The sequence below is a fragment of the Pseudomonas sp. HN2-3 genome (assembly GCF_020691745.1).
In the GTDB taxonomy this organism is placed as follows: domain Bacteria; phylum Pseudomonadota; class Gammaproteobacteria; order Pseudomonadales; family Pseudomonadaceae; genus Aquipseudomonas; species Aquipseudomonas capeferrum.
Genome location: NZ_CP085704.1, coordinates 975398 through 999608 on the forward strand (window position 1 = coordinate 975398; position 24211 = coordinate 999608).

At 62.7% G+C, this 24211-nt stretch carries 19 protein-coding genes; 3 read left to right on the forward strand and 16 right to left on the reverse strand.

Annotation, left to right across the window (positions count from 1 at the left end; all coding sequences use genetic code 11):
- Window positions 1-64: 64 nt before the first annotated feature.
- Window positions 65-2494 (forward strand): TonB-dependent siderophore receptor, encoded by a 2430-nt coding sequence (locus LJX93_RS04415; protein WP_227696785.1) that lies wholly within the window; start codon window positions 65-67, stop codon window positions 2492-2494.
- A 111-nt stretch (window positions 2495-2605) separates the two neighbouring features.
- On the opposite strand, the gene LJX93_RS04420 is transcribed toward LJX93_RS04415, so the two are convergent.
- The 4 genes from LJX93_RS04420 to LJX93_RS04435 are packed head-to-tail and all read right to left on the reverse strand — an operon-like array spanning window position 2606 to window position 6048.
- Window positions 2606-3763: a betaine/proline/choline family ABC transporter ATP-binding protein gene (locus LJX93_RS04420; RefSeq protein ID WP_033701154.1), complete on the reverse strand. Its 1158-nt coding sequence runs from the start codon at window positions 3761-3763 to the stop codon at window positions 2606-2608.
- Complete coding sequence (locus LJX93_RS04425; protein WP_033701152.1) at window positions 3760-4413, reverse strand: ABC transporter permease; 654 nt, start codon at window positions 4411-4413, stop codon at window positions 3760-3762. The genes LJX93_RS04420 and LJX93_RS04425 overlap by 4 nt, the downstream gene beginning before the upstream one ends.
- On the reverse strand, window positions 4410-5321 hold the full coding sequence (locus LJX93_RS04430) for a glycine betaine ABC transporter substrate-binding protein (RefSeq protein ID WP_033701150.1): 912 nt from the start codon (window positions 5319-5321) through the stop codon (window positions 4410-4412). Before LJX93_RS04430 ends, LJX93_RS04425 begins: the two co-directional genes overlap by 4 nt.
- Before the next feature lie 13 nt (window positions 5322-5334).
- Window positions 5335-6048 carry an ABC transporter permease gene (locus LJX93_RS04435; RefSeq protein WP_033701148.1) on the reverse strand — a complete coding sequence of 238 codons (714 nt, stop codon included), beginning with the start codon at window positions 6046-6048 and terminating at the stop codon, window positions 5335-5337.
- A gap of 555 nt (window positions 6049-6603) precedes the next feature.
- On the opposite strand from LJX93_RS04435, the gene LJX93_RS04440 reads away from it, so the two are divergent.
- The gene (locus tag LJX93_RS04440) at window positions 6604-8187 is read left to right on the forward strand and encodes a peptide chain release factor 3 (RefSeq protein ID WP_033701146.1); all 1584 of its coding nucleotides are present in this window, start codon (window positions 6604-6606) and stop codon (window positions 8185-8187) included.
- A 97-nt stretch (window positions 8188-8284) separates the two neighbouring features.
- On the opposite strand, the gene LJX93_RS04445 is transcribed toward LJX93_RS04440, so the two are convergent.
- The 4 genes from LJX93_RS04445 to LJX93_RS04460 form a co-directional block, all read right to left on the reverse strand.
- Entirely contained in the window at window positions 8285-9364 is a 1080-nt protein-coding gene (locus LJX93_RS04445; protein WP_033701145.1) for a polyamine ABC transporter substrate-binding protein, read from the reverse strand.
- A gap of 52 nt (window positions 9365-9416) precedes the next feature.
- Window positions 9417-9758: a cupin domain-containing protein gene (locus LJX93_RS04450; protein ID WP_095064045.1), complete on the reverse strand. Its 342-nt coding sequence runs from the start codon at window positions 9756-9758 to the stop codon at window positions 9417-9419.
- 32 nt (window positions 9759-9790) lie between these two features.
- Window positions 9791-11197, reverse strand: coding sequence for an NAD(P)/FAD-dependent oxidoreductase (locus LJX93_RS04455; RefSeq protein ID WP_033701143.1), 1407 nt, complete (start codon window positions 11195-11197; stop codon window positions 9791-9793).
- Between the two features lie 64 nt (window positions 11198-11261).
- Window positions 11262-12071, reverse strand: coding sequence for an AraC family transcriptional regulator (locus LJX93_RS04460; protein WP_033701142.1), 810 nt, complete (start codon window positions 12069-12071; stop codon window positions 11262-11264).
- A gap of 200 nt (window positions 12072-12271) precedes the next feature.
- Between LJX93_RS04460 and LJX93_RS04465 the strand changes: the two genes are divergently transcribed.
- The gene (locus LJX93_RS04465; protein WP_033701140.1) at window positions 12272-13159 is read left to right on the forward strand and encodes a hypothetical protein; all 888 of its coding nucleotides are present in this window, start codon (window positions 12272-12274) and stop codon (window positions 13157-13159) included.
- 213 nt (window positions 13160-13372) lie between these two features.
- Here LJX93_RS04465 and LJX93_RS04470 read toward each other — a convergent pair whose 3' ends face one another.
- The 8 genes from LJX93_RS04470 to LJX93_RS04505 form a co-directional block, all read right to left on the reverse strand.
- The gene (locus LJX93_RS04470) at window positions 13373-14341 is read right to left on the reverse strand and encodes a peptide ABC transporter ATP-binding protein (RefSeq protein WP_033701139.1); all 969 of its coding nucleotides are present in this window, start codon (window positions 14339-14341) and stop codon (window positions 13373-13375) included.
- Window positions 14341-15309 carry an ABC transporter ATP-binding protein gene (locus LJX93_RS04475; RefSeq protein WP_033701138.1) on the reverse strand — a complete coding sequence of 323 codons (969 nt, stop codon included), beginning with the start codon at window positions 15307-15309 and terminating at the stop codon, window positions 14341-14343. The genes LJX93_RS04470 and LJX93_RS04475 overlap by 1 nt, the downstream gene beginning before the upstream one ends.
- A 10-nt stretch (window positions 15310-15319) precedes the next feature.
- On the reverse strand, window positions 15320-16246 hold the full coding sequence (locus LJX93_RS04480) for an ABC transporter permease subunit (RefSeq protein WP_033701137.1): 927 nt from the start codon (window positions 16244-16246) through the stop codon (window positions 15320-15322).
- Window positions 16247-16256: 10 nt separating this feature from the next.
- On the reverse strand, window positions 16257-17267 hold the full coding sequence (locus LJX93_RS04485) for an ABC transporter permease subunit (protein WP_016485006.1): 1011 nt from the start codon (window positions 17265-17267) through the stop codon (window positions 16257-16259).
- A gap of 76 nt (window positions 17268-17343) precedes the next feature.
- Window positions 17344-18939, reverse strand: coding sequence for an ABC transporter substrate-binding protein (locus tag LJX93_RS04490; protein WP_095064046.1), 1596 nt, complete (start codon window positions 18937-18939; stop codon window positions 17344-17346).
- A gap of 84 nt (window positions 18940-19023) precedes the next feature.
- Window positions 19024-20403, reverse strand: coding sequence for an OprD family porin (locus LJX93_RS04495; protein ID WP_227696787.1), 1380 nt, complete (start codon window positions 20401-20403; stop codon window positions 19024-19026).
- Between the two features lie 131 nt (window positions 20404-20534).
- Window positions 20535-22127 (reverse strand): ABC transporter substrate-binding protein, encoded by a 1593-nt coding sequence (locus LJX93_RS04500; RefSeq protein WP_095064047.1) that lies wholly within the window; start codon window positions 22125-22127, stop codon window positions 20535-20537.
- 149 nt (window positions 22128-22276) lie between these two features.
- Window positions 22277-23902: an ABC transporter substrate-binding protein gene (locus LJX93_RS04505; protein ID WP_047581369.1), complete on the reverse strand. Its 1626-nt coding sequence runs from the start codon at window positions 23900-23902 to the stop codon at window positions 22277-22279.
- Window positions 23903-24211 lie beyond the last annotated feature (309 nt).

Here is a 24211-nt window from a genome sequence, read left to right on the forward strand (position 1 = left end):
ACTGCCAAGCATTTACATTTGCATGCGGTTGGCGTTTATCCCGCACTTCAGGATGTCTGACGACGTGAACAACAACAAATCCTTGCCACGCTTTCGCGCCCTGGCGCTGGCTCTCGCGGTCAGTGCCGTGGCCGTCAACAGCCACGCCGAACAGGCTGGCGGCGCAATCCAGATCCAGGCACAACCGCTGGCCTCGGCCCTGAGCCAATTGGGCCAGCAGACCAACCTGCAACTGTTCTACAGCCCTGAGCTTGTGGCCGGCAAACAGGCCCCGGCGGTGTCCGGCAACCTGGCGCCGGTGCAGGCGCTGCAACAGTTGCTGCAAGGCAGCGGGCTGACCTTCGAGCTGGCCCAGGACACAGTGGTGGTAAAGCCGCTGCCGACCACCCTCGACCTGGGCAGCGGTAGCCTGGAGCTGGCGCCCACCGACATCAAGGTGGTCGGTGACTGGCTGGGCGATGCCGACCAGGCCGTGGTGCAGAACCACCCCGGCGCGCGCACCGTGGTGCGTCGCGAGGCCATGGTCGAGCAGGGTGCAATGAACGTTCGCGACGTGCTGCGCGGCATCCCTGGCGTGCAGGTGCAGGACTCCAACGGCACCGGTGGCAGCGACCTGTCGCTGAACGTTGGCGTGCGCGGCCTGACCTCGCGGCTGTCGCCCCGCTCGACCGTGTTGATCGATGGCATCCCGGCGGCGTTCGCCCCTTATGGCCAGCCGCAGCTGTCGATGGCGCCGATCTCTTCGGGCAACCTGGACAGCATCGACGTGGTACGCGGCGCAGGTTCTGTGCGCTACGGCCCGCAGAACGTCGGTGGGGTGATCAACTTCGTTACCCGGGCGATCCCAGAGAAGGCCTCGGCTGAGCTTTCCACCACCTTGGAAACCTCGCAGCATGGCGGCTGGAAGCACACCGAGTCGGCCTTCGTCGGCGGCACCGCCGACAACGGCATGGGCGTAGCACTGCTGTACACCGGGGTGAACGGCAACGGTTACCGCGAGAGCAACAACGGCAACGACATCGACGATGTGATCCTCAAGACCCACTGGGCCCCGACCGACGTCGATGAGTTCTGGCTCAACTTCCATTACTACGATGGCCGTGCCGACATGCCCGGCGGCCTGACCCAGGCCCAGTACGACAGCAACCCGTACCAGTCACTGCGCGACTACGACTACTTCGCCGGCCGGCGCAAGGATGTATCGTTCAAGTGGCAGCGCCAGCTCGACGACGCTACCCAGTTCGAAGTGCTGACCTACTACACCGACAGCTTCCGTGGCAGCGCCATCGCCTCGCGTGACATGAAGACCCTCTCGTCGTACCCGCGCAACTACCACACCTTCGCCATCGAACCGCGCCTGTCGCGGATCTTCTTCGCCGGCCCCACTACCCAGGAAGTCAGTGTGGGTTACCGCTACCTGAAAGAGGCCATGCGCGAGCAGTCGACCCGCCTGGCGCTGATCGACAACGTGCCGACGCCAACCCCGACTTCTGATGGCCATGTGTTCCAGGACCGTAGCGGCGGCACCGAGGCCAGCGCCTACTACATCGACGACAAGATCGACGTCGGCAACTGGACCATCACCCCAGGCATCCGCTTCGAGCACATCAACACCGACTGGCGCGACCGCCCGGTGCTGGACGCCAACAACCGCCCGGTGGCAGAGAAGAAGCGCAGCATCACCAGCAACGAACCGCTGCCGGCACTGAGCGTGATGTACCACCTCTCCGATGCCTGGAAGGTGTTCGCCAACTACGAGACCTCGTTCGGCAGCCTGCAGTACTTCCAACTGGGCCAGGGCGGTACCGGCAACAGCACGGCCAACGGCCTGGAGCCGGAAAAGGCCAAGACCTATGAGGTGGGTACGCGCTATGACAACGGCGGCTTCGCCGGTGAACTGACAGCGTTCTACATCGACTTCGATGACGAGCTGCAGTACATCAGCAACGATGTCGGCTGGACCAACCTGGGCGCCACCAAGCATCAGGGTATCGAAGCGTCGGTGCGTTTTGACCTGGCCGAGCTGGACCCGCGGCTCGAAGGCATGTCGGTGAATGGCGGCTACACCTATACCCGTGCCACTTACGAAGGGGAGATCCCAGGCTTCAAGGGGCGTGACCTGCCGTTCTACTCACGCCAGGTGGCCACTGCCGGCGTGCGCTATGCGATCAACCGCTGGACCTGGAACCTGGACGCCTATGCCCAATCCAAGCAGCGTGCGCCGGGCACCGGGATCAATAGTGATGGCAGCTTCAATGGTGACTACATCACCGAGCCGAGTGCCGATGGGCAATATGGGGATATTCCGGGTTACGTGACCTGGCATGCCCGTGGGGGGTATGACTTCGGGCCGCAGATGGCCAACCTGAAGGTGGCGGCGGGGGTGAAGAACCTGTTCGACAAGCAGTACTTCACCCGCTCCAGCGACAACAATGCTGGCCTCTATGTGGGTGAGCCGCGGACCTTTTATGTGCAGGCCAGTGTAGGGTTCTGATACAGCGTCGTCCCATTCGCGGGGCAAGCCCGCTCCCCACAGATGTGTGTAGGAGCGGCCTTGCCGGGGCGCCGGACCGGTCGGAAAGGGGCGCAAAGCGCCCCCAAAAAATCAGGAAACCACCGCCTCAGCCGGCGACACAATGCTGGTCTTCGCCCCACGCGATCGCCCCGAGCTCAAGTAAGCCGCAATCGACTCCTGCGTCACCTCGCCCAAGAACACCTGCTCGGCATCCAGCACCGGCAACCACGCCCGGTTGAACTCGTACATCCGCGACAGCAGGATGCGCAGGTTCTCATCGTGCGATGCGGTGGCATTGAACTGGCGCAGGAAGTCGCCGCAGGCCCCTTGCTGGCGGTGCATGTCGCGCCGGCGCACATAGCCCAGCGCCTTGTTCTGCGCATCGGTCACCACTACATAGCGGCGGTCGTGCTCGTCCAGCAGCTCCAGCGCATCGCTCACTGGCGTGTCCGGGCTGACTGACGGGGCGTTGTCCGCCGCATCTTCGGCACGCACCAGCAACAGGCGTTTCAAGGTGCTGTCCTGGCCGACGAAGTTGCTGACGAAGTCATCCACCGGGTGCGCCAGCAGGGTGTCCGGGTGGTCCAGCTGCAACAGCTTGCCGGCACGGAAGATGGCGATCTTGTCGCCCAGCTTGAGCGCTTCGTCGATGTCGTGGCTGACCATGATCACGGTCTTGTTCAACGCCCGCTGCATCTCGAAGAACTCGTTCTGAATCATCTCGCGGTTGATCGGGTCGACTGCGCCGAACGGCTCATCCATCAACAGCACCGGCGCGTCGGCAGCCAGCGCGCGGATCACGCCGATACGCTGCTGCTGGCCACCGGAAAGCTCACGCGGGTAGCGCTGCAGGTACTGCTTTGGCTCGAGCTTGATCATGTGCATCAGCTCGCGGGCGCGGTCGTGGCACTTCTGCTTGTCCCAGCCGAGCAGGCGCGGGACCACGGTGATGTTCTCCTCGATGGTCATGTTGGGGAACAGGCCGATCTGCTGGATCACGTAGCCAATGTGGCGGCGCAGGGTGACTTCGTCCAGCCCGCTGGTGTCTTCGCCATTGATGAACACCTGGCCGGAGGTGGGCGTGATCAGGCGGTTGATCATCTTCAGCGTGGTGCTCTTGCCGCAGCCCGAGGGGCCGAGGAATACGCAGATTTCGCCTTCGTTGACGGTCAGGCTGACCGCGTCGACGGCTTTGACATCCTTGCCGTTGACGTTGAAGGTTTTGCTGAGGTTCTTGAGTTCGATCATGAGCGCAGTCCTTCTGGAGTCAGGGCACGTTGCAGGGTTTGCAGGAGCAGGTCGGCGATGATCGCCAGCAGGCTGACCAGCACGGCGCCGACCAGCAACATCGACATGTCGCTGCGGCTGATGGAGGTCAGGATGAGCACGCCCAGGCCACCGGCACCGATGGTCGCGGCGATGGTCATCACGCCGATGTTCATCACCACGGCGGTGCGCACGCCGGCGAGGATCACCGGCACCGCAATCGGCAGCTCGACCATGCGCAGGCGTTGGCCGAAGGTCATGCCGATACCGCGCGCGGCTTCACGGATACCGGGCTCGACGTTGGTCAGGGCGAGGTAGGTGTTGCGCAGGATCGGCAGCAGTGAGTAGAGGAATACCGCAGTGATCGCCGGCAGCGGGCCGAGGCCTTGGCCGAACTTGGAATAGAACGGCAGCAGCAGGCCGAACAGGGCGATCGAGGGAATGGTCAGCAGCACCGTGGCGCTGGCCTGCAGCGGGCCTGCGACGGCCGGGAAGCGGGTCATCAGGATGCCCAGTGGCACGCCGACGAGGATGGCCAGGCTGACGGCGACGCCGACCAGCATGATGTGTTGCCAGGTCAGTTGCAGGACCTGGGCCCAGTCGAGGTGGGCGAAGGTGTCGAGCAGGCTCATGGCTGTACCTCCTTCAAAGGATGCTCACGCAGGAAGGCTGCGGCCACGGCGGTGGGGTTCTGGTGTTCGACGTCGACCTGGGCGTTGAGCTGGCGCATGGTTTCGTCGTCGAGCTGCTCGGCCAGCGGCTTGAGCAGGGTGGCCAGGTTGGGGTTGGCGTCTAGCACGGCTTTGCGCACCACCGGGGCGGCGGTGTAGTCGGGGAAGTAGTGCTTGTCGTCGTCCAGCAGTTTGAGGTCGAAGGCGTTCAGGCGCCCGTCGGTGGTGTACACCAGGCCGGCGAACACCTGGTTGTTGCGCATCGCGGTGTACACCAGGCCGCCATCCATCTGGCGGATGTTGCGGCGGTCCAGCGGCAAGCCGTACAGCTCGCGCAGGCCTACCAGCCCATCAGGGCGGTTGGCGAACTCGGTGTCCAGGGCCACCAGGTGGGTGCGGTCGTGCTCATCACGCAGCACCTGGTTGAGGTCGCTGATCGAGTTCACCTGCGGGTAGGCTTCGGCCACTTGCTTGGGCAGGCCCAGGGCATAGGTGTTGCTGAAGTTCGAGGGGGTCAGCCAGATCAGGCCCTTTTTTGCGTCCAGTGCCTTGACCTTGGCGTAGGTGGCCTCGGCGTTGGGCATGCGTTCGTCGATGTGGTTGTACGACACCAGCGATACACCGGTGTATTCCCACATCAGGTCGAGCTGGCCGGTCTCTTGTGCCTGGCGGGCGATGTTGCTGCCAAGGCCGGTGGTCACGCGCACATCGAAACCGTTTGAGCGCAGGTATTGGGCGGTGATTTCGGCAAGCACGGTCTGTTCGGTGAACACCCGCGCACCGATACGGATCAGCGGTTTGTCCGCTGCCTGGGCAAAACCTGCGAACAGCAGGGCCGCGCCCAGCAGCAAGGCGATTCTCTTCTTCATACGTTCCCTCTTCTTATTGGGCCAGGCCACGTTCCAGCCAGCGCCTGCTGGAGAAGCTCACCAGGGCGTCGAGCAGCAATGCCAGCAGCGCCGTACAAGCGGCGCCCAGCAGCAGCTGCGGCTGGTTGTTCAGGGCGATGCCAGGGAAGATCAGGCTGCCCAGGCTGTTGGCGCCGATCAGGAACGCCAGGGGCGCGGTGCCCACGTTCAGGGCCAGGGCCACACGCACACCGCCGACGATGATCGGCACGGCATTGGGCAATTCCACCTGCCACAGTTGCTGGCGCGGGGTCATGCCGATGCCGGTGGCGGCTTCCTTGAGCGAGGCGGGGACGTTTTTCAGGCCCTCGTAGGTGTTGCGCACGATGGGCAGGAGGGAGGCGAGGAACAGCGCGAAGATCGCGGGCCCGGCGCCGATGCCCAGGATACTGAGCGCGATGGCCAGAACGGCCAGAGGGGGAATGGTGTTGCCAACGTTGAAGAACTGCATGAAGCGTTCGGCTTTGTCGACCCGGTGCGGTCGACTTAACGCAATGCCGGCGGGGATGCCCACGGCCAACGCCGCCGCCATCGAAGCCAGCACCAGTACCAGGTGCGCTTGCAGGTAGAACCCAAGATCGTCGCGGTAACGCGCGATCGTGTCGATGCCGATCCAGTGGATCAGCAGGGCCAGGATGACGAGCACGGTGGCGCATCCCAACAGCCCTTTTCCGTAGCGTGTAGCCACAGGCGGACTCCTTGTGTTGTCGGCGAGCACACTTCTTTTTTTTGCCGGCCATCACTGGCGGCGGTGGGTGTGTTCGCGAGTAGCAGCGTGATGCGTGCGCAAGGCAGCGATCAGGCCATGAGCCGAACCCCGTCGGGCCCGAAAAAGCTGATGAAACCAGTCCCCAAGCGAAGCGGGTTGCAGGGGAGTGGACGTCTCCGAGGGCGTAAAGGTTCCCATCTGAGGCGGCATTTGGCCAGTGTTAATCACTGGGCATGTGCAAATTTTGCACGAGAAATAATCGTAAATTTTACTTCCGGGCACTGAATTGTCTGATATGGCGGGGTTTTTATTCAGGATCCAAATTGGTAGGGATTTTTCTCAAAGGAGGCAGGGTTGGTGGTAACAAAGTGGACGACGGTAGATTTTCATCGTTGTTGAAATCGAGCGCCGCCCGCGCGGCGCTCGATCTCACCGCCGACGAAAACTGCCGACATGCACGCCCAGATTTTGGTCCCCGGCCAAACTCAGGTATGATATTGCCCCTTTTCGAATCCCCCAGTCAGGCGATTTCCCATGACCAACCAGGCCGCCGAAGTCGCGAAGCGCCGCACTTTCGCAATTATTTCCCACCCCGACGCCGGTAAGACCACCATCACCGAGAAGCTCCTGCTGATGGGCAAGGCCATTGCCGTCGCCGGTACCGTGAAGTCGCGCAAGTCCGACCGCCACGCCACCTCCGACTGGATGGAAATGGAGAAGCAGCGCGGCATCTCCATCACCACCTCGGTGATGCAGTTCCCGTACCGCGAGCACATGATCAACCTGCTCGACACCCCCGGCCACGAAGACTTCTCGGAAGACACCTACCGCACCCTGACCGCGGTGGACTCGGCGCTGATGGTGCTCGACGGCGGTAAAGGTGTAGAGCCGCGGACCATCGCCCTGATGGACGTCTGCCGCCTGCGTGACACGCCCATCGTCAGCTTCATCAACAAACTCGACCGTGATATCCGCGACCCGATCGAACTGCTCGACGAAATCGAGGCGGTGCTGAAGATCAAGGCCGCGCCAATCACCTGGCCGATCGGTTGCTACCGCGACTTCAAGGGCGTGTACCACCTGGCCGGCGACTACATCATCGTCTACACCCCGGGCCACGGCCATGAGCGTACCGAGGTAAAAATCATCGAGAAGCTTGATTCCGATGAGGCGCGTGCGCACCTGGGTGACGAATATGATCGCTTCCTCGAACAGCTTGAGCTGGTGCAGGGCGCCTGCCATGAATTCGATCAGGACGAGTTCATCAACGGCCAACTGACCCCAGTGTTCTTCGGTACCGCACTGGGCAACTTCGGTGTCGACCATGTGCTCGACGCCGTTGTCGACTGGGCGCCGCGCCCGCTGGCCCGTGTGGCGCACGAGCGTACCGTGGAGCCGGTAGAAGAGAAGTTCACAGGCTTCGTGTTCAAGATCCAGGCGAACATGGACCCGAAACACCGTGACCGTATCGCCTTCATGCGCATCTGCTCGGGCAAGTACGAGAAGGGCATGAAGATGCGCCACGTGCGTACCGGCAAGGACCTGCGCATCGGTGACGCACTGACCTTCTTCTCGTCCGAGCGCGAGCAGCTGGAAGAAGCCTTTGCCGGCGATATCATCGGCCTGCACAACCACGGCACCATCCAGATCGGCGACACTTTCACCGAAGGCGAAGCACTGGGCTTCACCGGTATCCCGCACTTTGCTCCGGAGCTGTTCCGCCGTGTGCGCCTGAAGGACCCGCTCAAGTCCAAGCAGCTGCGCCAGGGCCTGCAGCAGCTGGCCGAAGAGGGGGCGACCCAGGTGTTCTTCCCCGAGCGCAGCAACGACATCATCCTCGGTGCGGTCGGTGTGCTGCAGTTCGACGTAGTGGCCAGCCGCTTGAAGGAAGAGTACAAAGTCGAGTGCGCCTACGAGCCGATCACCGTGTGGTCGGCGCGCTGGATCAGCTGTGATGACAAGAAGAAGCTCGAGGAATTCCAGACCAAGGCCATGGAGAACCTGGCCATCGACGGTGGCGGCCACCTGACCTACCTGGCGCCGACCCGGGTCAACCTGGCGTTGATGGAAGAGCGCTGGCCGGATGTGAAATTCCGCGCTACTCGCGAGCACCACTAAAAGCAGCTTCGAGCCTCAAGCTGGAAGCTACAAGTGGAAGCGAGCCTGTATTGGCCCGCCTTTCTTGTAGCTTGCGGCTTGAAGCTTGAAGCTGTTGTCAGTTTCCGGCTTTGATACTGGTCCAGATCCGGGTGCGAATGCGGTCGATCTTCGCCGGCATCGCCTCCAGCGCATACAGCTTGCCCATCACTTCGTCACTGGGGTAGATCATCGTATTGCCCTTCATCGCCGGGTCCACCAGGCCGTCAGCCTTGAGGTTGCCGTTGGCGTACTGAACGTGGTTACTGATGTTGGCCATCACCTCCGGCTGCAGCAGGTAGTTCATGTAGGCATACCCCGCCTTCTCATCGGGGGCATCGGCCGGCATGGCAACCATGTCGAACCACATCGGCGCGCCTTCCTTGGGGATCGAATACCCCACCTTCACCCCATTCTTTGCTTCATCAGCGCGGTTTTTCGCCTGCAGCACGTCACCGGAGAAGCCCACCACCACGCAGATATCGCCATTGGCCAGGTCACCGGTGTACTTGGATGAATGGAAGTAGCTGATGTACGGCCGCACCTTCATCAGCAAGTCCTTGGCCTTCTCGTAGTCCTTCGGGTCCTGGCTGTGATGCGGTAAGCCCAGGTAATGCAGGGCAATCGGCAGCAGCTCGGGGCCGTTGTCCAGCACTGCGACGCCGCAGCTTTTCAGCTTGCTCATGTACTCGGGCTTGAAGATCAGGTCCCATGAGTCCAGCGGCGCGTTGTCGCCGAGGACTGCCTTGACCTTATCGATGTTGTAGCCAATGCCCGTGCTGCCCCAGAGGTACGGGAAGCCGTACTGGTTGCCCGGGTCGTTGACCTCAAGTGCCTTGAGCAGCACCGGGTTGAGATTTTGCCAGTTGGGCAACTGCGACTTGTCCAGCTTCTTCAGGGCCTTGCCCTGAATCTGCCGGGCCATGAAGTGGTTGGACGGAAACACCACGTCGTAGCCGGAATTGCCGGTCATCAGCTTGCCATCGAGGGTTTCGTTGCTGTCGTACACGTCGTAGGTGGGATTGATGCCCGTGGTTTGCTGAAAGTGCTTGAGGGTGTCCGGCGCGACGTAGCTGGACCAGTTGTAGATTTTCACCGTGTCGGCGGCGTTGGCCATGCTGGCGGCCAGCATCAGAGGTGCAAGAAGAAGGGTGCGCATGTCGGGTTTACCTTGCTTTGTCTGTTGTTATCGAAGGCAGGCGATCAGCGGATCAGAAAATAAGCACGTAAGTCTTGCGCACGGTCTCCAGGATGTCCCAGGTACCGGTGCTGTTGGCCGGTAGCGTCAGTGCGTCTCCGGCTTCTATGTAGAGGGGCTCGCCACCCTCGGGGGTGAAGGTGCAGCGACCCTTGATGATGTGGCAGAACTCTTGTTGCACGATCTGCCGTCGCCAGCGCCCGGGGCTGCACTCCCAGATGCCGGTTTCGACGCCATCGCTGCGTTCCACGCAGGTGACCGAGGTCACCGCCACGGGCTCGCCGAGCGGCACTGCGACCGGGTTGGTGCTGTCCAGGACGGCGCTTTCAGTGTGTTTGAAGTGAGTGATGTTCATGACCGGTGGATCCTGTGTAGGTGAACGGTAAGTCAGTGCATGAAGCCTTCCATGAAGTCTGCCAGTGAGCTGGCCAGGCGCCGCCGCCACGGTGCGCTGGCGCGATTGGCGAGGGTACGGTCCTCGTGGACGAAACTCTGGATGATCGCGTTGTAGCCCAACCAGCGGCAGGGCTCGGGTGGCCAGCTGGCCAGGCTCGACAATGGGCGGTTGTCGAGTACCCAGGGTTGCGCGGTCAGTGCGTTGTGCTGGTTGAGGATCAGTGCCGCCAACGTCCGCCCGCCGAGGTTGGTGGCGCCGACCCCCTCGCCGCCGTAGCCGCCGGCCAAGGCGATGCCGCGCTGGCGGTCGCACAGCATGTGCGGTCGGAAGCGTCGGGCCATGCCCAAGTTGCCGCCCCAGGAGTGGGTGATGCGCACATGCTTGAGCTGCGGGAACAGCTCGCTGAACAGGTAGCGGCGCAGTTCGACTTCGGCTTCGGTCAGGGTGAAGTCTTCGCGCAGGCGGCCACCGAAGCGATAGCCGCCACGGGCGCCGAACACCAGGCGGTTGTCGGCGGTGCGCTGGCCGTAGGTAACCTGACGGCTGCTTTCGCTGAAGGCTTGGCCCTCGGCCAGGCCGATCTGCTCCCAAGTCGAATCGGGCAGTGGCTCGGTCGCCACCAGCAAGCTCTGCACCGGTAGCTGATGCTTGCCCAGCGGTGGCAGGCTGGCGGCGTAACCTTCCACGGCGGGCACCGTCCACTGGCAGCGGATGCGCGCCAAGGGGGTGCGAACTTCACCGGGCTGCCAGTCGATGGCAGGGGTGTTCTCGTAGATCGGCACGCCCAGCGCCTCTACCGCTCGGGCCAGGCCGCGGGCCAGCTTGGCGGGCTGGATGGTCGCGGTGTGCGGGCTGTAGATCGCGCCGTAGGCGTTGCTCACCCGCAGTTGTGCGTCCAGTTGCTCGGGCCGCAGCCAGCGGTAGTCATCCTCGGTCATGCCCTGGCGGTACAGGTCATCGAGGTAGGCACGCAGGCTGCGTTCCTGTTCCGGGTAGCGGGCGGCGCAGTACAGCACGCCACCTTTGCGGTAGTCGCAGTCGATGGCTTCGCGTTGCAGCACGGCGTGGACTTCATCGGGGATGCCATGCAGCAGGTCGATGCTGGCGCGGCGTTGTTGCGGCGACAGAGCGGCAAGCAGGCGGTCTTCGCCGAGCAGGTTGCCCATCAGCCAGCCGCCATTGCGCCCAGAGGCGCCGAAGCCGGCGATGTTGGCTTCGATCACGGCAATGTTCAGCTGGGGCGCCTGGCGCTTTAGGTAGTACGCGGTCCACAGGCCGGTGTAGCCGGCGCCGATGATGCACACGTCAACGTCAAGGTCGTTTCGCAGTGCCGGGCGCGCGCACAGCGGCTCGTCGAGCTGGTCCATCCACAGGCTGAGCGTGCGCAGGGGTTGCATCAGTTTCGGCTCCACATCCGTCAAGGTCTGTGGGCGATCCTAGTGGCGTTGGGGGAGGGCTGTCTTACGTGCGTGCACGCAGGGAAATTTGCTTGAGGTAGGCCTTGGGTGTGAGCCCGGTCTGTTCACGGAAGCACTTGTAGAACGCCGACAGCGAATTGAAGCCCGCGCTGAACGCCAGCTCATCGATCGTTGCCTCGACGCTGTCGTCGTTCAGGCTGGCCATCAGGTGCTGTAGCCGCGCCTGGTTCACGTAGCGGTAGAAGCTTTGGCCAAGCACCTGGTTGAGCAGGTAGGAGATCTGGTTGCGGCTGTAGCCGCTGGCATCGGCGACCTGCTGCAAGTCAAGTTCAGGGTCGAGGTAGGGGCGTTGACGCTGGAAGTAGCACTCCAGGTCCTGGGCCATGGTTGACAGCTGGCGCGGTGAAAGGCCCAGGCGGCTGGTGGCCGGGCGCGGGCCGCTGCCAGCTTGCCCTCGGTTGTTCTGCCGGACCAGCGTGGCGTATTCGTTGACGCGCCAGATCAGCCCGTCCTTGACGGTGATGGCCTCGCTGGACTGGAACGCCACCAGGCCTTCACCGCCCTGCACCGTGACCTGGTACTGGATGAACGCAGTGCAGCCATCGACGCGGATTCGGTCGCTGTGGACGATGTCCTCGCCGGCTTCATGGGGCAGGCAGGCGCGCACGTAGTCGCGCAGCGCGTCGAAGCCGAGCACGCGGTTCTGGAAGAAGTCGTGGTACTGGACGTCGGGGTGGTAGAGCGCGATCACGCCGTCGAGGTCGCGGTGCTTCCAGCACAAGTGGTAGCGCATCACAGTTTCGGCGGTGATGGGCGTCTGTTGCGGGCCGTCGGCTGGGTACTGGGAGGTCATGGGCAGATAGTGCCAGATCAACCGGCATTGCAGAACACGGCGTTGGCGTGTGGTGAATCCGGCATTTTGCACGGTCCTTGGTTGGCCCAGTGATTTAAGTCATTGATTCAGTTGGGTGTCATTTTTTGACACAACTGGCACATCCCCTGCACCGGCTCTAGGGCGAACGGACTTGTTGATCACTACAAAGGCGAAAAACCATGATCCCCTCTGCCGATTACCCGTATGTCGATTCACAGCATCGCTCTGGCGTGTCCTGGGCGGCCATTTTCGCGGGGGCCGCAGCGGCTGCCGCGTTGTCATTGATCCTTGTGGTGCTGGGTGCGGGGCTAGGCTTCGCGGCTACCTCGCCCTGGGCTGATGAAGGTGCCAGCGCCCAGACCCTGGGTGTTTCGGCGATCATCTGGCTGCTACTGACACAGATCTTCGCCTCAGGCTTGGGCGGCTATATAGCCGGTCGGCTGCGGGTGAAGTGGGCCAATCTGCAGGGTGATGAAGTGTATTTTCGTGATACGGCCCATGGCTTCCTTGCCTGGGCAGTGGCCACGCTGGTGGCGGCCATGTTGATACTGAGCACCGCCGGTGGCCTTGCTACTGCCGGTGCGCAGGCCGGGGCAAGCGCGGTAGGGGCTGCCGCCAGCATGGCGCCAAAGCCTGATCCCAATGCCTATTTCGTTGACAGCCTGTTCCGCAATGACGGCCCGGCACCTGTCAGTGATGACGCCGCCAATGGTATTGCGGCGCGCATTATTGCCAAGTCCATCGCGCAAGGGACGCTGGCCGAAGGTGACCGCGCTTACCTGGCGCAACTGGTGGCCCAGCGTACCCGCCTGAGCCAGGCCGAGGCCGAGGCACGGGTCGATCAAGTGTTCGCTCAGGTTCAACAGGCCAAGGTAGAGGTGCAGCAGGCCGCTGATACGGCAGCCAAAGTGGCGGCCTGGACGGCCCTGTGGACCTTCGTTGCACTGTTGTGTGGGGCATTCTTCGCCAGCCTTGCCGCGCTGCTCGGTGGCCGTCAGCGTGATCGTGTCGTATGGCTGGAAGCGGAAGGGGTGGACTACACCGCGCGTCGTACCATTCAACGTTAAGTAAGGAGAAACATCATGCGCTCATTACTGCTGTGGATGATTGGGGTGCCGATTCCGGTGATTATCCTGATTGCGATATTCATGCATTGAGATTCTTGGGGGCGCTTTGCGCCCCTTCGCGGGGCAAGCCCGCTCCCACAGGTACCTCGCATGTCCCAACCAGGCGAGGTACAGGGGGGAGCGGGCTTGCCCCGCGAAAAAACTCACACCGATCTAGAGAAACTGCTCCGCATAGTGGCACGCCACCTGTCGCGTCCCCACCTGCCGAAACGCTGGCACCTCCTTCCCACACCGTTCCGTCGCATACGGGCAGCGCTTGTGAAAGGCACACCCATCCGGCGGGTTCAATGGGTTGGGCAGCTCACCGACAATCCTGATCTTCGGTTTCAACGGGTCGGGGTGAATCGCCGGCGTTGCCGACAGCAATGCCTGTGTATAAGGATGCAGCGGCTTCTCGTAGATGTCCGCCTTAGGCCCCATCTCCGCCGGCCGCCCCAGGTACATCACCAACACGTGGTCCGCCACATGCCGCACCACGGCGAGGTTGTGCGAGATGAATACATAGGCTGTATTGAATTCCTTCTGCAGGTCCATGAACAGGTTCAGCACCTGTGCCTGGATCGACACGTCCAGCGCCGAGGTCGGCTCGTCCGCCACCAGCACCTTGGGCTGTAGCATCATCGCCCGGGCCAGGGCGATACGCTGGCGCTGGCCGCCCGAGAACATGTGCGGGTAACGCTGGTAATGCTCGGGCCGCAGGCCGACCTGCTCCATCATCTTCTGCACTTTCTCGCGCCGCTCGGCCTTGCTCAACGAGGTGTTGATCAACAGCGGCTCGGCCAACTGGTCGCCGATCTTCTGCCGCGGGTTCAGCGAGGCATAAGGGCTCTGGAAGACCATCTGCACGTCACGGCGAAGTTGCTTGCGTTCGGCCTTGCTGGCGCCCTTGACCTCGGTGCCGGCGATCTGCAGCGAGCCGGACGAGGGCTCTTCGATCAAGGTCAGCGCGCGGGCCAGGGTCGACTTGCCGCAGCCGGACTCGCCGACCACGGCCAGGGTCTTGCCGGCCTCCAGTTCGAACGACACGCCATTGAGCGCGCGCACCAGGGCGTGGCCCTTGAACAGGCCACGGGACACTTCGTAATGGCGAGTCAGCTCGCGGGCAGTGAGTACGACGGCCATCACGCCACCTCCTGGTTCAGCGGGTAGAAACAACGCACCAGGCTATGCGCCTGGGGGGCGAGGGGGGGGCGCTGTTGCCGGCAGTTGTCCTGCACGTAGGGGCAGCGCGGCGACAGCAGGCAGCCTTGCGGCCGGTCATAGCGACCGGGGACGATGCCGGGCAGGGTCGCCAGGCGCTCGGCACCCAGGCTGTGCTCGGGGATCGCCGCCAGCAGCGCTTCGCTGTAGGGGTGCGCTGGCACGTCGAACAGCTCGGGCACCTGGCCCACTTCCACGGCCTGGCCTGCGTACATCACACAGACACGTCGCGCGGTTTCGGCCACCACGGCCAGGTCATGGGTGATCAGGATGAGCGCCATGTTGCGCTCCTTCTGCAGGTTCACCAACAGCTCCATGATCTGCGCCTGGATGGTGACATCCAGGGCCGTGGTCGGCTCATCGGCGATCAGCAGCTTGGGTTCCCCGGCAATCGCCATGGCAATCGCCACGCGCTGGCTCATACCGCCGGACAATTGGTGCGGGTAAGCGTCCAGGCGGCTTTCTGCGGCCGGGATCTCGACTTTTTTCAGCAGCTCCAGGGCACGCTGGCGCGCCGCTTTGCCCTTCAGGCCCAGATGCTGGCGCAGTACTTCCTCGATCTGAAAACCTACGGTGTAGCTTGGGTTGAGCGCGGTCATCGGGTCCTGGAAGACCATGGCGATGTCCTTGCCCACCACCTTGCGCCGCTGCCGGCCGCTGAGCTTGAGCATGTTGGTGCCGTTGAACGTCAGGGTGTCGGCGGTGATGCGCCCGGGGGCGTCGATCAGCCCCATCAAGGCCATCATGGTGACCGATTTGCCCGAGCCGGATTCGCCGACGATGGCCAGGATCTCGCCGGCATCCACTGCCAGGTCCAGGCCGTCGACCACGGGTACCGCGTTGGCGTCGCCGAAGCGCACGTTGAGGTTGTTGATCTGCAGCAGTGACATGGCGTTCTCCTCAGGCGGCGTTCTTGAGTTTCGGGTCCAGCGCATCACGCAGTCCGTCGCCCATCAGGTTGATTGCCAGCACGCTGAGCAGAATGGTCACCCCAGGCAGGCTGACCACCCACCAGGCGCGTTCGATGTAGTCGCGGGCCGAGGCCAGCATGGTGCCCCACTCGGGCGTTGGCGGTTGCACGCCCAGGCCCAGGAAACCCAGGGCCGCGGCGTCGAGGATCGCCGAAGAGAAACTCAAGGTGGCCTGCACGATCAACGGCGCCATGCAGTTGGGCAGCACAGTGACGAACATCAGGCGCGGCAGGCTGGCACCGGCCAGGCGGGCGGCGGTGACGTAGTCGCGGTTCAGTTCACCCATCACTGCGGCGCGGGTCAGGCGCACATAGGCGGGCAGCGAGACGATGGCGATGGCGATCACCGTGTTGAGCAGGCCGGGGCCTAGGATGGCGACGATGGCCACCGCCAGCAACAGCGACGGCAGGGCCAGCATCACGTCCATCAGGCGCATGATCGAGGGGCCGAGCAAGTGCGGGAAGAAGCCGGCCAGCAGGCCCAGCAGAATCCCCGGGATCAGCGAAATCACCACCGACGACAAGCCGATCAGCAATGACAGCCGGGCACCCTGGATCAACCGCGACAGCAGGTCGCGACCCAGCTCGTCGGTACCGAGGATGAATTGCCAGGTACCCCCTTCGAGCCACACCGGTGGGGTCAGCAGGAAGTCGCGGTACTGCTCGCTCGGGTCATGCGGGGCGACCCAGGGGGCGAACAGGGCGCAGAACACCACCAGGCACATGAAGGCCAGGCCCATCACCGCGCCCTTGTTGCGCGAGAAGGCGTGCCAGAATTCCTTGTACGGCGAGGGGTAGAGCAGGCTTTGGTCCACCGGGCTGGCCGGTGTGACGGGTTTTGCAAGTGGACTGGTCATGGCGGGGGCCTCAGCGCTGATGACGGATGCGTGGGTTGGCCAGGCCGTAGAGGATGTCCACGACGAAGTTGACCAGAATCACCAGGCAGGCGATCAAGAGGATGCCGTTCTGGACCACGGGGTAGTCACGGGCACCGATGGCTTCGATCAGCCACTTGCCGATGCCCGGCCAGGAAAAGATGGTTTCGGTAAGCACCGCACCGGCCAGCAACGTGCCGACCTGCAGGCCGAATACAGTGAGCACCGGGATCAGCGCATTGCGCAGGCCGTGCACGAACACCACGCGGGCCGGCGACAGGCCCTTGGCGCGGGCGGTGCGGATGTAGTCTTCGCGCAGCACTTCGAGCATCGACGAGCGGGTCATGCGGGCGATCACCGCCAGCGGAATGGTGCCCAGCACGATGGCCGGCAGGATCAGGTGCATCACGGCGTCCTTGAACGCGCCCTCTTCGTCGCTGAGCAGGGTATCGATCAACATGAAACCGGTTTTCGGCTCGATGTCGTAGAGCAGGTCGATGCGCCCGGACACCGGCGTCCAGCCCAGGCTGACCGAGAAGAACATGATCAGGATCAGCCCCCACCAGAAGATCGGCATGGAGTACCCGGCGAGCGAAATGCCCATGACCCCGTGATCGAACAGCGAGCCGCGCTTGAGCGCGGCGATCACCCCGGCCAGCAACCCGACGATGCCGGCGAACAGCAGCGCGGCAAAGGCCAGCTCCAAGGTGGCGGGGAACAGGGTGAGGAATTCGGTCCACACGCTTTCGCGGGTGCGCAGCGATTCACCCAGGTCACCCTGGGCGAGCTTGCCCACATAGTCCAGGTACTGGACCGGCAGCGGCTTGTTCAGGCCCAGGCGCTCCATGGCCTGGGCGTGCATTTCGGGGTCGACCCTGCGCTCGCCCATCATCACTTCCACCGGGTCGCCGGGGATCAGGCGTATGAGCGCGAAGGTCAGCAAGGTGATACCGAAAAAGGTCGGGATCAGCAGGCCCAGGCGCCGGGCAATAAAACTCAACATTGTCGGGGTTACCTCATCAGCCGTTGTACGGCAGTGCCGCTGGTCCCCGTGTGGGCTGCCAGCGGTCGTTGTTTTTCTACTTCACCTTGGTGGTGGCGAAGTTGTTGTTGGTCAGAGGGTTGATCACGTAACCCTCCACGTTCTCACGCATGGCGGTAAATATCTTGGGGTGGGCCATGCTGATCCAGGGTTGGTCGTCATCGTACACCTTCAATGCCTCGCTATAGAGCCTTGCCCGCTCGCCGTTGTCGGTCACCTGACGGGCCTGGTTGATCAGCGCCTGGAATTTCGAGTTGCACCAGCGTGCGTAGTTCTCGCCATTTTTCGCCGCCTCGCAACTGAGCAGCGGGGTGAGGAAATTGTCCGGGTCGCCGTTGTCGCTTGCCCAGCCTGTGGAAACCAGGTCGGCCTCGCCTTTTTTGGCCCGGCGTAGCATCTCTGCCCACTCCATGACGCGAATGTCGAGCTTGATGCCGACCTTGGCCAGGTCGGCCTGGAGCATTTCCGCCGACAGCCGTGGGTTGGGGTTGGTCGGGCCACCGCCGCTGCGGGTGAACAGGGTGATGACCGTACCGTCTGGCACACCGGCCTGTTTGAGCAGCGCACGTGCCTGGTCGAGGTCGCGCGGTGGGTTTTGGTTGTCGCGGTTGAAGCCGATCATGCTCGGCGGATAGGGGTTGATGCCGACCACGGCATTGCCTTTGCCGAACAGCTGGTCGACGTGGGCCCGGCGGTCGAAGGCCATGTTGATGGCTTTGCGCACACGCACATCGCTGAGGTATTTGTGTTCGGTGTTCATGGCGATGTAGCCGGTGACCAGTGCTTCGGTATTGGCCACCTTGAGCTTGGGGTCGGCCTTGATCGACGGCACGTCCTCAGGCTTGGGGTACAGCGCCACCTGGCATTCGTTGGCGCGCAGCTTTTGCAGGCGTACGTTGCTGTCGTTGGCGATGGCGAAAATCAGGGCATCGGCCGGTGGCTTGCCACGGAAATAGTCCGGGTTGGGCTTGTAGCGTACCTGGGCGTCCTTGTTGTAGCGCTGGAAGATGAACGGGCCGGTGCCGATCGGCTTGCTGTTGAGGTCGCCGGTCTTGCCAGCCTTGAGCAACTGGTCGCCGTACTCGGCGGAGTAGATCGAGGTGAAGCCCATGGCCATGTCGCGCAGAAACGGTGCTTCAGGGCGGGTCAGGGTGATGACCACGGTGCGATCGTCGGTCTTGTCCACCGACTTGAGCAATTTGCCAAAGGCCATGCTTTCGAAATATGGGTAGCCGACGCTGGTCTTGTCGTGCCAGGGGTGTTGCGGGTCGAGTTGGCGGCGCAGGCTCCACAGCACGTCATCGGCATTGAAGTCGCGGGTAGGGGTGAAGTAGTCGGTGGTGTGGAACTTCACCCCCTGGCGTAGGTGGAAGGTGTAGGTCAGGCCATCGGCTGAGATGTCCCAGCGCTCGGCCAGGGCTGGCTGGATGTCGGTAGTCCCAGGTGTGAAATCGACCAGGCGATTGAACAGCGTTTCGGACGAGGCATCGAACGTCACGGCGGTGGTGTACTGGACGACGTCGAAACCTTCGGGGCTGGCTTCGGTACACACCACCAGCGGCTTGGCCGCAAGCGGCGCGGCGCTGCCCAGGATGAGCGCTGCCAAGGCAGCGTGGAGCGGTAGCGATTTCATGAGTACTCCCTGCAAGCATTGATTCCAGCGTAGCCGCCACGGCCTGTTTTTTTCAGTGGGTGAGGCAGGCCGTGGCGTCATCGGTCAGAGGATGTTGAACGGAATGGTGGTCACCAGGCGGAACTCGTCCAGGCTGCCATCGGCCTGCGCCTTGCTGGCGCGGTGCGCGGTGTAGGTGGCGCGGATACTGGTGTCCTTCAGCGGGCCGCTCTGCACGGCGTAGCTGGTGCCGATGCCCCACTCGTAGTGGGTCTCGCCGTCCATGCCGTTGACGTCATAGGCAGTGCCCCGGTAATGGGTGCCATCGATGCCCCAGCCGCGTGCGTTGTACAGGTTGAACTTGAGGCCCGGCACGCCATACGGCGCCATGTTCAGCACATAGGAAAGCTGCAGCGATTTCTCGTTCGGGCCGTTGAAGTCCGAGAGCAGCGAGTTGGCCAGGTAGATGCCGTTGGTTTCGTGCAGGTAGTCGAAGTACTCGTTGCCGTTGACCTGTTGCCATGACGCGCTGAGGGTGTGGGCCTGGTGGGTGAGGGCGAGCGACAGGCTGTAAGTGTCGTTGTCGATCTCGCCCATCTTCTTGCTGCCTGCATCCACGGTCTTGTAGTAGTTCAGGCCGGTGCTCAGGCTGAGCACGGCGCTGTCGCCCAGCACGTGGTTGGCGCCGAAGTAGTACTGGTTCCAGAAGTCGTCGACCTTGGTGGCGTACAGGCTGGTGCTCAGGCTTTTGAACGGCTGGTAGTTGACCCCGGCAGTGCTGGCGCGGTCGGTCTCGACGCCGGCGGCGCCGTACTCGGAGCGGAACTTGCTGAGGCTTTGTTCGGTTCGGGGCGAGACGCGGTCGAAGGTGCCCAGGTCGAACGACAGGTTGTCGAATTCGGCGCTGTGCAGGAAGGCGCCCTGGAAGCTCGATGGCAGGGCGCGGTTGCCAATGTAGGCGATCATCGGCGTGTCCACCGACTGGCGGCCGAGAGTGAGCGTGGTGTTGGACACGCGGGCCTTGATGTTGCCCAGGCCCAGCTTGCTCCACTGGCCCACGGGGTCGCCGTCGCTGTGGGTCAGCGTGCGGTTGTTGGGCCCGGCGATTGCCTCGCGGCTCTGTTGCAGGGCAATGGCATTATAGCCGGCGGCTTCGACGGCAATACCGACGGTGCCTTGGGTAAAGCCCGAGCTGTAGTTGAGGATGGTGCCCTGCAGCCAGTTCTCGCGGCTGTGGGTGTCGTGGCGAGTACCGTCGCGCTTGTAGTACTTCCAGAGCGGGGCGCGGGTGGCGCGCTCGCGGGCATACCAGTTATGAGTGCTGCCAGAGACGCTTTGGCCGTCGATGAAGCCGGTCGCCTGGTCTTGTTCACTGCTGGTCTTGAGGCTGAGTGGGACGTAGGCCTGGCTTTGGGGTTCGGCTTCGGCCACGGAGCAGACGCTACCGAGGGTCAATGCCAGTGCGGTTGAGGTGAATAGTCTCAAGGTGAAAACTCCCTTTCCTTTTTCTAGTTATTACCGGCCTTGTGAGCCGGGCGTGTTGCTGCGGTGTTGCCAGAGTTGCCCGGGGTTGCCGGGCTAATCAGGGGAGGGGTGTTGTTTGTAGCGTCTAGTGCCTAATCAACACTCACACCGGAAAAATTGTTGCGGCCAAAGGGGCTGACCTTGAAATCGGCAACCTTGATGCTGATCGGCTGGTTCACCGTGGAGTGCGCCACCGGGGTGATTGGCACCTGTTGCTTGAGCCGCTGCTGGGCCTGCCGGTAGAGGGCGGTGCGTTGTTCGCGGTCGGTCACCTGCTTGGCTTGCTTGACCAGGCTGTCGTACTGCGGGTCGCACCACCGGGAGTAGTTGTTGCTGCCGATGGCGTCGCAGTTGTAGAGGGTGCCGAGCCAGTTGTCGGGGTCGCCGTTGTCACCGGTCCAGCCGATCAGGGCAATGTCGTGCTCGCCGCTTTTCATGCGCTTGAGGTATTCACCCCACTCGTAGCTGACGATACGTACCTTGAAGCCAAGCTTGCTCCAGTCGGCCTGGAGCATCTCGGCCATGAGCTTGGCATTTGGGTTGTAGGGGCGCTGCACGGGCATGGCCCACAGGGTGACTTCGGTGCCTTCCTTGACCCCGGCCTGCCTGAGCAGTTGCTTGGCTTTTTGCGGGTCGAAGGGCGCGTCCTCAAGGCTGTCGTCATAGGACCACTGGGTCGGTGGCATGGCGTTGACTGCGCGCTGCCCGGAGTCCTGATACACCGCCTGAAGGATCGCCTGCTTGTTCACCGCCATGTCCATGGCCTGGCGCACTTGCAGGCGGTCGAACGGCGGGTGCTGGGTGTTGTAGGCGATGTAGCCGAGGTTGAAGCCAGGTTGCTGCAGCACTTCGAGTTTGTTATCGGCCTTGAGCGCCGGCAGGTCGGCGGGGCGCGGGTGCAGGGTGACCTGGCATTCGTTGCGCCGCAGCTTCTGGATACGTACCGAGGGGTCGATGTTGATCGAAAACACCAGGTTGTCGATTTTCACCTGGCCCGGCGCCCAGTACGCCTTGTTGCCCTTGAAGCGGATCTGCGAATCCTTCTGGTAGCGCTGGAACACGAACGGTCCGGTGCCGATGGGCTGCTGGTTGATGTCGCTGGGGCGTCCGTTGGCCATCAAGTGCTCGGCGTACTCGGCGGACAGCACCGAGGCGAAGCTCATGGCCAGGTTCTGCACGAAGGCGGCGTCGACCTTGTTCAGGGTGAACATCACGGTCAGCGGCCCGGTCTTTTCGAGGCGGGCGATGTTCTTGTCCAGGCCCATGCTGACGAAGTAGGGGAATTCGGTGGGGTAGGCCTGACGGAACGGGTGGCCCTTGTCGAGCATGCGGTTGAAGGTGAACAGCACGTCGTCGGCATTGAAGTCGCGGCTGGGGCTGAACGCCTTGTTGGCGTGGAACTTCACCCCCTCACGCAGGTGGAAGGTGTAGCGCAGCCCATCGTCAGACACGTCCCATTGGGTGGCCAGGGCCGGCTGCACCGCCGTGCCACCGCGCTCGAACTCGACCAGGCGGTTGTACAGCGGTTCGGCGGCGTCGTTGTCGGTGGCGCTGGTGTACTGTGCCGTGTCGAAGCCGGCCGGGCTGCCTTCGGAGCAGAACACCAGGTTTTTTGCGAGCAGGGCCGGGGAGAGGCTTATCAGGCCCAGCGCGAGCAGGGTCGAAAGGGTGGTGGCAGGGCGCATGGCAAGTCCTTGTTGGTCTGTTTCGCCGGCTCGGGGTACGAATGGCGGCAACAGTTCGCCGATCCCGCTGCGGATGGCGGCGGGGCGGTATGCTGTGATCGGATCTGGTGGGGCTGGCACCCGCCGCCTGGCGGGTGCCGGGATCTACCCTATTTGTCCACGCTGACGCCGTAGAAGGCGTTCAACGCGAACGGGCTGATCTTGAAGTCCTTCACCTTGGCGCTCATGGGCTGGTACACGGTGGAGTGGGCGATCGGGGTGATCGGCACCTGCTCCTTGAGGATGTGCTGCGCCTGCTGGTACAGCTCGGTGCGCTTGGCCTGGTCCGAGGTGGCCTTGGCCTGCTTGATCAGGTCGTCGTAAGGCTTGTAGCACCACTTGGAGAAGTTGTTGCCGTCGACGGCATCGCAGCCGTACAGGGTGCCCAGCCAGTTGTCCGGGTCACCGTTGTCGCCGCTCCAGCCAATCAGCATGGCGCCTTGTTCGCCGCCTTTTGAGCGCTTGATGTACTCGCCCCATTCATAGCTGACGATTTTTGCCTTGATGCCGATCTTTGCCCAGTCGGCTTGCAGCATTTCAGCCATCAGCTTGGCATTTGGGTTGTACGGGCGTTGCACCGGCATGGCCCACAGGGTGATCTCGGTGCCTTCCTTGATGCCGGCTTGCTTGAGCAGCTGTTTGGCCTTTTCCGGGTCGTAGGTGGCGTCCTTGATACTGTCGTCATAGGACCACTGGGTGGGCGGCATGCCGTTTACCGCCAACTGACCGGCACCCTGGTAAACCGATTCGATGATCTTCTTCTTGTCCACCGCCATGTCCAGTGCCTGGCGCACTTCGAGCTTGGCCATGGGGTTGGGTGCGTCGCTGCCCTTGATCTTGTCCATCACGTTGTAGGCGATGTAACCGAGGTTGAAGCCGGCCTGATGCGGCATCTGCAGGTTCTTGTCGGCCTTGAGCGGCTCGATGTCCGCCGGCCGCGGAAACAAGGTGACCTGGCACTCGCCCTTTTTCAGCTTCTGCATGCGCACCGAGGCATCGGTGGTGATGGCGAAGATCAGGTTGTCGATCTTCACGTCCTCGGGTTTCCAGTAGTCCTTGTTGCCCTTGAAACGGATCTGCGCGTCTTTCTGGTACTTGCTGAACACGAACGGGCCGGTGCCGATCGGCTTCTGGTTGAGGTCGGCGGCCTTGCCCCCCTTGAGCAATTGGTCGGCGTACTCGGCCGACTGAATGGAGGCGAAACTCATCGCCAGGTTCTGGATGAACGCGGCGTCGACGTCGTTGAGGGTGAACTTGACCGTGTGTTCGTCGACTTTCTCCAGCTTGGCAATGTTCTTGTCCATGCCCATGTCGGTGAAGTAGGGGAACTCGGTGGGGTAGGCCTTACGGAACGGGTGGTCCTTGTCGAGCATGCGGTTGAAGGTGAACAGCACGTCGTCGGCATCGAACGGGCGGCTTGGCTTGAAGTAGTCAGTGGTGTGGAACTTGACCCCTTCGCGCAGGTGGAAAATGTAGGCCTTGCCGTCGTCGGACACTTCCCATTTTGTCGCCAGGCCCGGAATCACGGCGGTACCGCCACGTTCGAACTGGGTCAGGCGGTTGAACACGGTCTCGGCCGAGGCGTCGAAGTCGGTTCCCGTTGTGTACTGCCCTGGGTCGAAGCCGGCGGGGCTGCCTTCGGAGCAGAACACCAGGTTGGACGCCGCGTGGGCGTGGGGGGCGCCAGCGAGCAAACCTGCGCCAAGCAGGAACGGAATGACTGCGTGTTTGAGCATGGTGGCCTCATTGTTGTCATTTTTGATTGAGGTGGCCTCGTGAGCCGACCTGAGGATACTTATGCAGGGGCTATTCCCAATGCAACACTCGGAAGGATAGTTGGCGCCAGAAATGTGGAACGACCGTACATGGATGTCGCATCAGTATAACTTTTGGCGAAGTTAAACGTTTGCGAGGGCAAAATGATGGCTTTTTGCTGAATGTTACGAGGGGGAGGAATTGTAGGCATGCACCGTCAGGGTGCGTAGGAGATGTCTGAAAACGCTAAAAGTGGCCCTGCTGTGGGGCTGGCCAGAAGGGGGCGCAAC

Coding starts and splice junctions, on each gene's coding strand:
- LJX93_RS04465 (WP_033701140.1), top strand. CDS start 12,272: ATGATCCCCTCTGCCGATTACCCGTATGTCGATTCACAGCATCGCTCT.
- LJX93_RS04450 (WP_095064045.1), bottom strand. CDS start 9,758: ATGAACATCACTCACTTCAAACACACTGAAAGCGCCGTCCTGGACAGC.
- LJX93_RS04445 (WP_033701145.1), bottom strand. CDS start 9,364: ATGCGCACCCTTCTTCTTGCACCTCTGATGCTGGCCGCCAGCATGGCC.
- LJX93_RS04425 (WP_033701152.1), bottom strand. CDS start 4,413: ATGAGCCTGCTCGACACCTTCGCCCACCTCGACTGGGCCCAGGTCCTG.
- LJX93_RS04440 (WP_033701146.1), top strand. CDS start 6,604: ATGACCAACCAGGCCGCCGAAGTCGCGAAGCGCCGCACTTTCGCAATT.
- LJX93_RS04500 (WP_095064047.1), bottom strand. CDS start 22,127: ATGCGCCCTGCCACCACCCTTTCGACCCTGCTCGCGCTGGGCCTGATA.
- LJX93_RS04475 (WP_033701138.1), bottom strand. CDS start 15,309: ATGTCACTGCTGCAGATCAACAACCTCAACGTGCGCTTCGGCGACGCC.
- LJX93_RS04470 (WP_033701139.1), bottom strand. CDS start 14,341: ATGGCCGTCGTACTCACTGCCCGCGAGCTGACTCGCCATTACGAAGTG.
- LJX93_RS04430 (WP_033701150.1), bottom strand. CDS start 5,321: ATGAAGAAGAGAATCGCCTTGCTGCTGGGCGCGGCCCTGCTGTTCGCA.
- LJX93_RS04485 (WP_016485006.1), bottom strand. CDS start 17,267: ATGTTGAGTTTTATTGCCCGGCGCCTGGGCCTGCTGATCCCGACCTTT.
- LJX93_RS04460 (WP_033701142.1), bottom strand. CDS start 12,071: ATGACCTCCCAGTACCCAGCCGACGGCCCGCAACAGACGCCCATCACC.
- LJX93_RS04420 (WP_033701154.1), bottom strand. CDS start 3,763: ATGATCGAACTCAAGAACCTCAGCAAAACCTTCAACGTCAACGGCAAG.
- LJX93_RS04455 (WP_033701143.1), bottom strand. CDS start 11,197: ATGCAACCCCTGCGCACGCTCAGCCTGTGGATGGACCAGCTCGACGAG.
- LJX93_RS04480 (WP_033701137.1), bottom strand. CDS start 16,246: ATGACCAGTCCACTTGCAAAACCCGTCACACCGGCCAGCCCGGTGGAC.
- LJX93_RS04490 (WP_095064046.1), bottom strand. CDS start 18,939: ATGAAATCGCTACCGCTCCACGCTGCCTTGGCAGCGCTCATCCTGGGC.
- LJX93_RS04505 (WP_047581369.1), bottom strand. CDS start 23,902: ATGCTCAAACACGCAGTCATTCCGTTCCTGCTTGGCGCAGGTTTGCTC.